The sequence below is a fragment of the Flavobacterium hibernum genome (genome assembly GCF_000832125.1).
Lineage (GTDB): Bacteria > Bacteroidota > Bacteroidia > Flavobacteriales > Flavobacteriaceae > Flavobacterium > Flavobacterium hibernum.
Genome location: NZ_JPRK01000013.1, coordinates 180168 through 193870, shown reverse-complemented (window position 1 = coordinate 193870; position 13703 = coordinate 180168). Strand labels below are relative to the sequence as shown.

Genomic DNA, 13703 nt, shown 5'->3' with positions numbered 1-13703 from the left:
TACTGTTTAGAAATCTTAAAATCTATAACTCACTCCAACTTTACCACGAACTCCATAATACTCTACTTGTTCCGGTCTCGAAACTACTCCATGATAATAACGTAACTCCTGATTGTTCAAGTTGTTGATATCTACGAAAAAGGTAATATTCTTTACGGTTGTGTAAGAGAAATTCAAGTCCAGATGAAAATCTTTATCCTGATATCTGTCCGCTCCTTTGTTATCACGTATTTCTACTAAAAAAGCTTCGCGATAATTGGCTGCTAATCGGGCTGCAAAACCTTTATACTCATAAATAAGCGATGCATTAAAGATGTTTGGCGACTGATTCATCAATCCAATTTTCTCGTCTCCACGATCTGATAAAGTAGTTTCAGATTTTGTAAAAGTATAATTGGCTTTTAGACTAAAATTGCTTAAAAATCCAGGTAACTCGGTAAATTTCTTATTGAAACCTACTTCTATTCCGTACAAGAAGGCATTGTCAGAATTTAAAGGTCTTGAAACTTTGTACAAATCTTCAGATCCGCCAACGGTTCTAATTTCGTCACTTGTCGAGGTGTAAATCAAATCTTTAAGATCTTTATAAAAAACACTTCCCGTTACGTAATCGTTTCTATTCAGATAATAAGAACCTACCAAATCATAATTCCATGAAAATGTTGGTTTTAAATTAATATTTCCTTCTACAACGGTATGATTATCGGGATTTACTCTATTACTCGGGCTCAATTCGTTAAAAGCCGGACGGGCAAAAGTTCTGGTAACTGCTGCTCTTAAATCTAGTTTCTTTGATGGTTTGTAGATCAAATGCGCCATTGGTAAAAAGGCTCCATAATTCTTATTCCCGTATATTGGTGTAACTACTTTTGTTTTGTCATTAAACTCGTAACTTTTTGCATCTACAACCGTATTTTCATATCGAATTCCTCCCACAAAACGGAAATCTTCGTTAATATTCCATTCTGCAGATCCGTAACCTGCCCAAACTTTTTCGGTAGCATCATAATTACCTGTTGCATAACTAGAATTGGTAGCATCCTGATAATTATATTTTAAGTTCTTGGCAATCGCAGGATTTCCCATTGGGTCAATAAAAGAGCGTTCTGTTGGATAATTGAATTTTAAATTATCATAAGTATTATTCAATTCCGGAAACCAGTTATTGCTTGGAAATGCTTCTCTTTCCCATTGATTTAAATACGCTTTTGGTGCTTTTGTATCGTAAATCCAAGTAATGTAACGGTAATCGTATGTACTGGTTTTATTTCTAAATTTTCCTCCAAACTTAATTTTCAGATTTTCTTTTGCAGCATAATTAAAATCAGCAGCAGCTACTTGGTCTTTTTCTTCGACATTACGAATTGAAGTTACGTATCTGTCTAAATAATATTTTTCCGGATCATAAGGTGTCGAAAAATGTGGCTGAATATTATTACTTGGATCACCAACATAACCCGCAGGCCCGTCGCCTTGCAAGAACTTATAATTTGTACCGTCGACTTTTACCAAATTATCATATTTTACAGTTTGTATCCAGTTTCCGTAATAATAACCTCTGCCGTTTTTTGTTGCCGATGATGGACCATTGTAACCTGCCCAAGAAGTATAAGCTGCAACTTTGGCGTTCATCTTCAATTTGTCGGTAATTTTGCTTTCGTAACCAAATTCACCTCCATAATTTTTAAACAAATAATCTACAGTACTCCAACGTAATACAGCATTACTTGTCGTTTTATTAAAGTAGTGCATTGTTTTTCTGTTTTGCTCTTCGTCTAGAAATTGGCTGTAGTAACCACGAGCATAAATTTTGTTTCGGCTATTAAAACGAAAATCTGTTGCAACATTAAATCCTGTATTGGTTCTTACTCCTTGATAATTTCTAACATCGAGCGTATTTACATTGTGCAATTCATTTCCATACACTACTTCATAATCGTCTGTAGAATAAGTACGTCTGTTGTAATTGGTCATAGCAAGAAAGCCGAATTTCTTCTTAAAAAAGCGGTTACCATATAATAAAGTACTGTTATATCCTACTTTATCGTCGGCACGAAGATTTACCGGAATAGAGACAGTAGCACGAAAAGTCTCTTTTTTAGGAGAAAACTTTGGGATGTAATTAATCGTTCCACCAATTGCATCTCCCTCATATTCTGGAGTTATTGCTTTTACAACCTGAATATATTCCAGAAATTCTGTTGGCAATAAATCCATTGGTACGGTACGATTACCCAGCAAATCTCCTGAGGTTTTTGCAGATGGCATTCGATCTCCATTAATTGTGGCCGAACTCCATTGCGACGGTGTTCCTCTTACGGTTACATATCTTCCTTCTCCCTGATCTCTGTCTATACTCACACCCGGAATTCTTTGTACAGCCTCGGCAGCACTAATATCCGGCATTTTACCCATTGCATCTGCACTAACAACATCCATAATAGCGTTCGAATTTTGGCGCATTTCCATCGCTTTTCTTTCTCCGCTACTATAATATTCTAACACTACTTCGTCGAGTTTTTCTTCTTTTCCAACCAACACAATATCGCCTAAATCAATATTCTTATTGGAAACATTTACTATAATGTTTTTTGAAGTATAATTTTCACTTGATATTTCTAAATGATAATGTCCTGCTTTAATTGTAAAAGAGAAATTACCATTTTTATCGGTATTCACAGTTTTAGATTGCTCTATAACCAAGATAGAAGCTGGATGTAAAGCACCGGATTCACTACTAATTTTTCCTTTAACTTCTTGAGAATAGGAAGAGGTTAAAAATAATGCCGCAACAATGTAGAGTAAAGCTTTCATGGATGTATGAATGTATTAGTTAAGGTTGTTTTTTAAATTGAGATAAATTGTTAATTGTATAATTGCAAAATGGATTCCTGGCTCTATCCTGTCGTATGTTAAGTCAATATTATTTTCGTCTTGAATTTTAACAGTACTTCTCGTAAACAGATGTATTTCCTTTTTTTTGTCTATTTTTACAAGGCAATATTACTACACATTTGTTTACTATATGTAAACAAAAGGTAAAGTAATGTTTATTATTAAACTTTGTATACAAATACTAAACATGGAAGGAGCCATTTTACTAGAAATCAGTAAAAGAATAAAGCAATACCGAACTGAAAAAGGTTTTACAGTTCAAGAGCTTGCAGATTTAAGTGATGTAAGCAAAGGGATGATTTCTCAAATTGAGAACGGAAGAAGTATTCCGTCGCTGAGTGTACTGCTTGGGATTGTCTCAGCATTACAGGTCAATTTGAGTGATTTTTTTAAAGATATCAGTCCCGATGAAGAGATGATTTTAATAAAACGAAAAGGTGATTATGAACATTTTCAGAAAGAGGGATCGAGTGGATTTTCATATGAGCGTTTTTTAACCCGTAGTATAAAAAATTCAACAGTTGATATTGTTTTTCTAACTATTGAACCAGACAACTACAGAGAACAGGTAAGTACGGATGCTTTTGAGTATAAATACATTCTCTCTGGCGAAGTTCAATACATTATAGGAAATGACACTTATACACTAAATGAAGGTGATTCGCTATTTTTTGACGGAAGATTAATGCATGTACCCATTAATAAAGGCAAAAAACCGGTGAGAATGCTTATTATCTATTTCTTTGATAACTAAAACACTTTTTGCATATCAAAGCATTATTAAATCAACAGCATTGCTTAAATGATCATTTTGAATTGTAAAGTAATTTTTAGACTTTTACAATTATTTTACTCATAGTAAATTTTATGGAAGATTATCTTATTGGATTAGGGAAAAGATTAAAAGAGATACGAAAAAAAAACAACTTGACTATAAATACTGTTGCTACAGATGCAGATGTGAGCAACGGTCTTATTTCTCGTATTGAAAATGGAAGAACTATACCTTCTCTTCCCGTTCTCTTGCACATTATCCAAGCATTGGGTATTGAAGTTTCAGATTTTTTTAACGGTTTGCCAAAATCAGATAAAAGCAATTTTATAATTTCCAGAAAAGAGGACAATGCTACAATCGAGAAAGAAGATGAAGCTAAGGGATTTGCTTACCAGTCAATTTTTGGTAAACAATTGTCTTCTGTCGCATTTGAAGCAGTTTTGCTGGAAGTACAGCCAGATTCGGAGCGTGGAAAAGTAGAAACTGATGCTTATGAATTTAAATATATTTTGACTGGAGAATGCTGGTATGTTATTGGCGAAGAAGAGGTTTTGCTTAAAGAAGGTGATTCTATCTTTTTTGACGGAAGAATACCGCACGTTCCGATAAACAAAGGGACAGTTCCGTCTAAAATGCTTGTACTTTATTTCTTTTTGGCTAAAAACGAGTAACCCGTCATTTTTAGTGACGGGTTACAGCAAAATATTTTTAGTTAAATAAAATATCTTCAAGTTCTGTTACATCGTTTAAAATATAATCGGGATTTGCCGCCTCAAGTTGTTCTTTATTCTGAGCACCGCTTAGAACTCCAATAGTTAAAGCACATCCTGAATTTTTTCCTTCTATAATATCGATTTCAGAATCACCGGCTTTTAATACCTGAGCAGGATCAGTAATATTGAACTTTGCCATTGCCAGTTCTATCATATCTGGATTTGGTCGCCCATTTATCACATCATCTGACGTAATTAATGCATCTACTTGGTTGCCTACTTGCCAATTTAATTTTTTTAGCAGCTTGTTTGCTGTATTAGAATCATATCCTGTATTAAGCACAATTTTGATACCATGAGCTCTTAATTTTTCAAAGAACTCCTCTACTCCCAAAAATGTCGAAATTTCAGCCTCATCATAAGCAATTTCAAGTGCTTTCTTGAAATTAGTAAAAGCTTTATCTGCAATGAGTTTAATATTTACAGTATCTGTGCACGCCGTTAGTACATCGGTTATTGCTTTATGCTTTTCTTTTCCTGCACCATATTTTAATACTTGGTCAAGTGAAACTGAAAAACCTTCCTGATTTATTACTTTTTGAACTGTCTTGTATACAAGATTGTTTTCATTTACGGTAGTTCCTGCCATATCAAAAACTACGAGTTTAATATCTGTCATTTATTTTAAATTAAATATATTCTTAATGTTTTCTTTAGAAAATCCTGCACTTCCCGTCATTCCTTTTCCACCAATACCTGTTATTATGTGAATATTATTATCAACCGTATGCTGAAAAATATCATTTTCTTTGCACTGTGAATACATCCCATACCAACGGTTTTGAATTTCAAAAGTGGGAAGATTAAATATTTTTTTTGCTTCTGCTATCATAAAATCATCAACATCCATTCTGAGATCGAATCCCAGATCGTCCATGTTTGCAGCGTCGGCATATTCGTGTGAATCACCAATAATTACTGAACCATCTGTTGCCTGTTTGAACAGAATATGGATACCCCATTTTTTTTCAAAACTATTTGGTTCCTCTTTGGCTTTTATTTCCGAAAAAGAGGAACATTCATAAAAAGCTTCATATCGCCTGATTGACAATCCAGTTAAAATAGAACCTTTCAGTTCATAACTCAATTGTGGTTTCGTTTGAAGCATCTGCAGTTTTGTAACTTCAATATCACTTTTTGCAAATAATTCCGGATACAATGTTTTAAACTCAGAACCACAGCAAAGTATAACTTTTGAAGTTTTATAAACGACACCATTTGCAGTTGTAACTATTGTTTCTCCTGAAACGGCATCACAATTTATTACTTTTGTATTACCAAAATAATTTAGCCCTTTCTCTTTAATTAGAAATTCTAATAAACGATTTATCATTACTCTTGGCTCAACAGTTACTTCATCAGGAAAAAAAAGTCCCCCTAGCACATAATCACTTTTAAGTCCTGGGTATTTTTCAAGACATTGTTCTTTTGTAAGCAAATGCGATTCGTAAGCATTGTGTTTATTTATAGTACTTAACTCTTCTATGAGCTGCACTTCTTCTTGATTGGAAGCCAAATAAACCGAACCGTTTTTTCGCACTGTAATATCAAAACGACTCTGAATATCGTCATAAATTTTTAAGCTCTCACGTCCGTAATTCTGCCATTTTGTATCCATTCCAGACGGAACCACCTGACCAAAATTACGTACTGTAGCACTTATAGGCTGTTTATCTTTTTCTATTATGGCAACTTTTAATCCTGCCTCCAGTGCATGATAAGCGTGGAAAGCACCCAAAGCACCACCACCAATAACAATTAAATCGTATTTAATATTCATTTTTATTATGAGTATAAATTATGAGCAAAGTATTACTTCTGCTTTATGTTTTTTTTGAACAAAACGTCGGTTAAAATACCACATCGAAAAGAGCGCCAGCATTCCTATTACTATAGCTGACAATATATTTAATGAGATAAAAAACTCACTCCAACTCTGGTTAAAACCGGTAATCTCTTTAAGAACAAGAACCACTACACTGCCCAAATATCCAAATGCATCAGCGATGTAAAACAAGAAACCTACATTCCCTTTAAAACTAAGTAAAGCTACAAGGCGCTCAAAAATTAAACAGTGAAATAAAATATAAGGCAAATAAACCCCTATGCCACTGGCAATCATCCAATATATTGGCGAGATCATATGTTTGTTAAATAAAACAGTAGAAATCAAAACCATAACAGATCCAAATACTGTTAGTCCCATACCAACATTGTATGCTTTTTTGTTTTTACGGATTAAAGTACCAGCTGCTGCTATTACTAAAACAGCTATTGCAACAGGAATTTCTGTTAAGGTGATAATTTTTGGTGTCCCCGAATATCCTTGGTCAGCCCAAAACTCGACAATAAAATTATCTCTAAAATCACGAACAATCGTAAGAACCACATAAATAGCTACTAATCCAAAATAGCCCACCCAATTTTCTTTTATAAAATTTTTCCTTTCATTTTTATACATTGGCTGTCTTTCAGAACGTTCTTTTATATCACTTTCACTTGGACCTTTAGAATAGTGAAGAATCAGCACTGAAATCAAAAAGAATGGAAAAAAAAGCAAACCTGTAAAAAATGGCATGTCGTATTCATTTACATTATAGTCACGCATCAAAAGAAGCCCAATAGTTTTAACCAGTCCTGTAGAGAAAATAAAAGTAGCACTAAGCGCTGCAGCGAGAAGTTCTGTATTTTTTCTACCTTCTATATAAGAAAATACAATCCCGAAAACCATTCCAAGAGGCAGTCCATTAAAGAATAACGCAACTACTTTTAATTTTGGCGGTACTATTGCGAACAATCCCAACATTAATAAACTAAACGTTATAAAACAAACCAGCCAAATGGCTCTCTTTTCTTTTTTCATTTCAGAGATTACTTTAATCCCTACAAATTTTGAAACCATGTAACCTAATACCTGACTTATAACTAAAATAATCTTTGCATTTAGACCAAAACCTAATGAGAGATTATTATACTGCCCTGCTAAAAATGACTTTCTTATTGCGTACATTCCTGTATAACACAAAAACACAGCTAAAATAATTAAGACAGTTGAAACTTTTTTACTATTTGTAAATATATTTACTTTTTTACTCATGACTAATCTATTTTGACAGCTACAAAAGTAGCATTCAAAACAATCACTAATATTAAGCAAAAGTAAACTAATTATTAAATTATTTACAAATAGTAAACATTTATTTTAAATTAAAAATACAGTAAACAGCACATAACATGCTTTAAAACCTATAAAAATAGCGACAAGTATAAAAAAAACGCTATCTTAATACAAGTAGCAATCGTAGTTTGAATTAAGAAAAGAATAGCATAAAACAATTTTAATCATTGTTCTAAATAATTACAAATAGTAAAATTTTGATTTATAAATCTTCGCTATATTTATAGTAAAAAGAGAAGCCGGCATATAGCCGGCTCTCAATAAAAAAACAATAAACACAACTCAATTAGTTACATCCGACTGCAACTTTCGACTTATTCTATAAAATTCAGCTCGTTTTGGTTTGCTGCGATTTTAATAATAATATTTTAGCTCCTCATAAGAAAGGATAATTATTTATTTGGTTAACCAACTATCTTTTAAAGGATCATCTACTCCACCAAATTGATCTTGTAAAGCTTTCTGATAGTTTTGCGTATTGTACGCACTTTCTGTTGCCATATACATCCATCTGCGCGGTAAAACACCATTTGCAGTACCAATTCCTACTCCTCCGCTTAACAATGCCGGCATCCCTGTACGACGATAGTTATAGAAAGCTTCCCATCCGGAATTATTAAACATTGCCATGTATTTTTGCGTTAAGATTTGATTTAAACCTGTTGCATTATTTCCTGCATACGTAACATTAGCTATGAACTGCGCAATATTAACGGTAGCTGTTCCCCATGTATCACCTTGCTTAAGACCTTTTGGATTAACTTTTACATTTGTGGAGCTAATTGGGAAATTGATACTTACTGTTTGCCCTTCTTTTAAACCATAAGTTGCAAGCGATGCATTAACTCCTTTTAAGTACCAATCGCCAGCGTTTTGACCTGTTACCCATCCTCTATTGATAGCCTCGGCGATATTAAAACACATTTCCGGATATCCTATAAATATAAATGGTTCTGCATTTGCTCCAGTTTGAGAAACATAATAGCGATTAAAATTTGCAAAGGAATACATACCGTTATCTGAATTAGTAAGCAAAACCGCTTGAGATAAATTAACATCAGAACCAATGTAAGCAGAAAAATCACTTACTACTTTTCCAGCTGTTATTTCGGCCGGTGCTGGTGTAGAGGTAATAAAAATTCTTGGATCTTTAGTTTGTGCTCCTATATTCAAATAAGTAAACCCTGGATTTGAAAAATTATTATATGAATTTAATTGTAAAGAATAGATAGGATACCTGTTTACGGCATTATAAACATAAACCATATTATCAGTATTGCCTTCCATAATTGGGTATTGTACTGGTTTGTTAATGATATTGGCAAACTTTTGAACTACTTGTAAATCGGCATTATCTTGTGCTCTTTTACTTAAACTTACCAAAACGCGTAAAGTATAACTGTTTATCAATTTTTGCCATTGTAGGTATGTAAAATTAAAAATATCACCTCCTGTATCTACTTTTTGTGTAGCCAATGCTGGCGTAGCCACAATTAAGTTATTCATTAAGGTATTAGCATTATCAAGCATCGCTAATGCACTTTTATAAACGTCGTGTTGATTATCATAAACAGGCGTTAAGTTTTTTGGATCTCCTGCTTGCGAAAATGGAATATCTCCTACTCTTTGTGACAACCAGATACCTGAATAAGCTTTAAAAAATTGTGATAAAGCAAAATAAACATTTGTATTATTACCTGATTGTTTAACGGCTTGCTCTTCTAGGCTTAACGCATATTTTAAAATATCATAACTATCGCTTGTATTACCATAATTATAATTATTATTAAACCTATAATATTGGTAATTAGATATGTTGTACTGTGCTCCTCCGGCAGACAAAGCCCATGGTTGTTCATCAGTACGAATCATTGTAGCTGTTAAATGGTTCAGAAGCAATGTTCTGGGAATAATTGCATTTGCGTTTGCTACATTGGGATTATCAATTAAATCGCCTTCCTGGCAAGAAAAAAAACCTAAGCAACTAATACTTACCAGACTATAAACTATATTTCTTAATTTCATGGAGATAGAAAGATTAAAACGTTAAATTAATATTGAAACCATAACGACGAACTGTTGGACTAGAAAGGTCGCTTCCCGCGCTTCCTCCAACCAAGGCTCTGTCTGAAGCATTATAACCCGATGCATATTGATCCAAATCGATATCTTTACGCGCTGCGAAATACAATAAATTTCTTCCTACTAAAGAAAATGTCGCTTTTTTGATAAACGAACCAGCTAAAAAGCTTGCCGGCAAACTATATCCCAACGAAACCTCTCGAAGCTTTGCATAAGAACGACTAATCATATAATACTCATCAGCATTAGCGCCAATACCACTGGATATATAACTTTGTACAGATACAGGTAAATCATTTTGAGCAAAAGTCAAATCTTTTAAATTGTCTATTTGCCCATTAGTATAGTGCGGTGTACCAGTTACAATTTTAACTCCCGGCCCAATATAAGAAGGCGTTGCTGCTTTTGTTCCATTAACAGTACTACTCCATTCTTTTAAACGTGCTGCCCCGAAATCACCAGTTGCTGTTTCCAGATCTGTTCCTCCATTCATTGCGTGATAATAAACGAAATCGTACATTTTACCACCTATACGCCCATCAAATTGAAAACTTAAACTATACCCTTTATACCTGAAAGTATTTGTTATTCCGAAAGAAAAATCTGGATTAGCATGTCCCAAAAAACCATTATTTGCTATACCTCCTGGCGATTGTAAAGGCAATCCACCACTTCCGTTCACGATATTTCCACTACCATCTCTAACGAATTTAGTTCCATAAATTGCATCAAGTCTGTCTCCAACTACGTAATTATGTCCATTTTGCTGTAAAAACTTTTGATCGCCATAAATCTCCTTAAGCGTTTCTTTGTAGGTAGAATAATTAAGATTAACATCCCAATTTAAACCGTCCATATTTTTCAGGACTGCGCCCGTTAATTCAAGTTCTATACCTTTTTTAAGTGTTGTTACTCCATTAATCAATTGATTATTAGAACCTGTTGCAGTTGAAACTGGCAATTGAAAAATATTAGGACCATTGGTTGTCGTAAAATATGTAGCATTAAAGCCTAATCTGTTTGAGAAGAATTTCACATCAAATCCTGCCTCAATTGACTCTACATTAAATGGTTTAATGTTATCATTAGCAATAGTATTTGATAGCGTGATTGATGGCGTTCCATTATAAAAAGTACCAGAAGCAACCGGTGATTCATTTACATAAGTAGGGCCATTATAAGGAGAATAAATTTCTGTCCCGTAACCAATTAATCCAAAAACTGGCTTACTGTTCCAGCCCGTTCCTAATGCAGTAGAATTTAGAGCATTGTAAGAAGTACCAATTGTTGTTGAAGTCAAACCACCCTTTACATCGGCATACGAAGCACGTACTTTTAAGAATGAAATAAACTCCGGTAATTTTGTGTAATCTGAAATTACAGAACTTATAGCTACTGAAGGATAGAAATAAGTATTATTTCCTTTTGGTAAAGTCGACAAATTATCTACACGATTGGTGGTATTAATATTAAAATAATTTTTATATCCAATATCAATCGAATAAAAGCCACTATACACTTGCATCTTTGAAGAAAAATCGTAGCTATAAGGTTTAGCTGCTGAATTATTTAAATTGTAAACCCCAGGTAATGATAAACCTTGAGTAGTTTCCCATGAAGAATTATAAGAAAAAGATCTTTGATTTCCTCCTACCAAAGCACTGATATCCCAATTTCCAAACTTATGTTTGTAGTTTAAAATTAAATCGGTATTATTCTCTAATAATGTTCTTTGGTCACGTCTATAATCTCCGTACCAGCCAAAACTGTACCACGGTAAATACAAATTTAAATTAGCAGAAGCTGGAACATCTTCTGTATTAAGCTGGTTATAAGTATTTACAGCTTGCGTCAATGACAAATTGAAATCATTATTGAATTGATAAATAGCCTTTAGAGAACCATAAATATCTGTTTTAGTTCGTCCTTTTAACCATTCGTTAGCCATAAACCATGCATTGTTCAGTCTTCCATATTCTGGTGCATATTGTGTTAGCCCAGGAACACCTTGAGGGCCTTTATAATAATCCTTTAAGTCATTAATATCATAATCTGCCGAGCCATAAACCTTAAACATATATACATAACTGTTAGGACTATATTGTACATCAGGTACGTTTGGTGAATATTGCATACTTAAATTCATGTCTGCCTCAATTCTTAATTTTTCATTGACATTGTATTCAAAATTAATTTTAAAATTATCTATGTTCAGCTTTGTATTAGGAAAAATACCTTTTTGAAAAGTATGACCGTATGAAGCTCGAAGATTATATTTTTCACCACTTGCAGAAAGACCAATACTATTTGTGCTCACATAACCGTTTTGTACAAACTTGTCAAAATTATTGGCTCCACGATTTAGCCAGTCCGTTTTTTGTCTAATACCAGTTACCAGGTCATAAGGACTGTCGTATTGCTGAGTTTGAAAACCACTGTTAAAACGAGGTCCCCATTCCGGTAAACGTTGTTTATTATCGTACAACTGATTTCCATAAGTATATTGGTAGTTACTGCCTCGCCCATACTCTGTTTGACTTTCAGGCAATACAATAAATCCTTTATCTAATTCTGTTGTACTATTATAATCTATTTGCCATCCGCCTTTGGTTTTTGCGCCTTTTTTTGTAGTAATTATAATAGCTCCATTAATTCCTCTAGAACCATACAATGCAGCAGCATTTGGCCCTTTTAACACCGTATAAGTATCAACATCGTCAGCATTAAAATTATATGAATCTGAGTTTACCGGTTGGCCGTCTACAACATACAGTACATCTTTACTACCACGCAATACAACTGTTGGCGCACCATAAAACTCAGAACTTGCCCCAATTTGCAAACCTGAAACTTTTCCAGCGAGTGAGTTTATAGGATTGGCATCACGTCCCAAAGTAAGATCTTCTCCTTTTACCTGAGATTGGGAATACCCCAGTTTTTTGACTTCTTTTTTTATTCCCATCGCAGTTACTACTACTTCAGATAATGTTTCCTGCTCAGGAGTCATACTAATATTTAATTCGAGCTGATTATCCAGCAATACTTTTTGAGGCTTATATCCCAAAAAATTAAAAACTAGCAATTGGCCGCTTTTTGCATTTATAGAGAATTTTCCCTCTATATCAGTCGTAACAGTGTTATCAGAACCTGCAATTCCAATATTTACTTGTAGCATTGGCTGCTTGAGTTCGTCTACCACACGCCCCTTATATAAGGCTTGACCGAAAGTAATATTACACCCGAATACAAAAAAAAATAACAATCCCTTGCCTATTTTTTTTAAGTTCATTTTCTTTTCTTTTTTTAAGTTCATTTTCTTTTTTTAAATGGTATCATTATTAATTGATTTTTATAAAAAATGCGTAACAAAACTTCGAATACTTCACTAATTAAAATTGAAATCATTTTTTACCAAACTGAACTTCGAATTACTTTTCATGAACCCAACTTTTTTAGATCTGTTCATAATCTATATATCTAATTCTGACTTTAATTATTCGTATTAGTAAAATATTCGATGCAAAAATGACTAAAATTTTACCATTAGTAAACTTTTTGATTTTAAGAAATCCTTAACATGACATTAATCTTAGGTAATTAAATTGTTAAGAAAGAAAGCCAGAGCAGTGTCTTAGGGGATTACCATCATACTACTTTTTGAACACAGGAAAACCCTATTTGTAAAAGTTTACAAATAGTAATGTTTTTTTATAAAAATAGTTTTGAGTTGAGAGTATTTTGAAAGAAGATTAATAAGAAGAAACTATAAAAAAACAGACTAAATTATCATTGTTTTTTTGCTATTTACAAACTACGATTATTTTTATTATAGTTCAAAAATTACTCTTTATAAAACAGATACAAAAAAGCCCATTTAATACTGGTGCAATTTTCTATAACAAAATAGCCAAACAGAGAAATCCCGCGTTTGGCTATATTGATTTAGAGTGATCTTTATTATGATACGATAAAATTAGCTTATATAATAGTCAAACCAAAA

Annotated in this window: 8 protein-coding genes; 2 read left to right on the top strand and 6 right to left on the bottom strand. The window is 33.3% G+C overall.

Annotated features, from left to right (window positions below):
• Positions 1 to 15: 15 nt before the first annotated feature.
• Positions 16 to 2814, bottom strand: a complete 2799-nt coding sequence (locus IW18_RS16185; RefSeq protein WP_041518922.1) for a TonB-dependent receptor — start codon at positions 2812 to 2814, stop codon at positions 16 to 18.
• Between the two features lie 268 nt (positions 2815 to 3082).
• On the opposite strand from IW18_RS16185, the gene IW18_RS16180 reads away from it, so the two are divergent.
• Both IW18_RS16180 and IW18_RS16175 read left to right on the top strand, forming a co-directional pair.
• On the top strand, positions 3083 to 3649 hold the full coding sequence (locus IW18_RS16180; RefSeq protein ID WP_041518921.1) for a helix-turn-helix domain-containing protein: 567 nt from the start codon (positions 3083 to 3085) through the stop codon (positions 3647 to 3649).
• A 113-nt stretch (positions 3650 to 3762) separates the two neighbouring features.
• Complete coding sequence (locus tag IW18_RS16175) at positions 3763 to 4341, top strand: helix-turn-helix domain-containing protein (RefSeq protein WP_041518920.1); 579 nt, start codon at positions 3763 to 3765, stop codon at positions 4339 to 4341.
• Between the two features lie 37 nt (positions 4342 to 4378).
• Here IW18_RS16175 and IW18_RS16170 read toward each other — a convergent pair whose 3' ends face one another.
• From IW18_RS16170 to IW18_RS16150, 5 genes are all read right to left on the bottom strand, one after another.
• A complete protein-coding gene (locus IW18_RS16170; RefSeq protein WP_041518919.1) occupies positions 4379 to 5062 on the bottom strand; it encodes a phosphonatase-like hydrolase in 684 nt (227 codons plus the stop codon).
• Entirely contained in the window at positions 5063 to 6223 is a 1161-nt protein-coding gene (locus tag IW18_RS16165; protein WP_041518918.1) for a TIGR03364 family FAD-dependent oxidoreductase, read from the bottom strand.
• Between the two features lie 18 nt (positions 6224 to 6241).
• Complete coding sequence (locus tag IW18_RS16160; protein ID WP_041518917.1) at positions 6242 to 7540, bottom strand: DUF5690 family protein; 1299 nt, start codon at positions 7538 to 7540, stop codon at positions 6242 to 6244.
• A gap of 477 nt (positions 7541 to 8017) precedes the next feature.
• Positions 8018 to 9646, bottom strand: a complete 1629-nt coding sequence (locus tag IW18_RS16155) for a SusD/RagB family nutrient-binding outer membrane lipoprotein (RefSeq protein WP_052480189.1) — start codon at positions 9644 to 9646, stop codon at positions 8018 to 8020.
• Between the two features lie 13 nt (positions 9647 to 9659).
• Positions 9660 to 13016: a SusC/RagA family TonB-linked outer membrane protein gene (locus tag IW18_RS16150; RefSeq protein ID WP_052480188.1), complete on the bottom strand. Its 3357-nt coding sequence runs from the start codon at positions 13014 to 13016 to the stop codon at positions 9660 to 9662.
• Between the last annotated feature and the right edge of the window lie 687 nt (positions 13017 to 13703).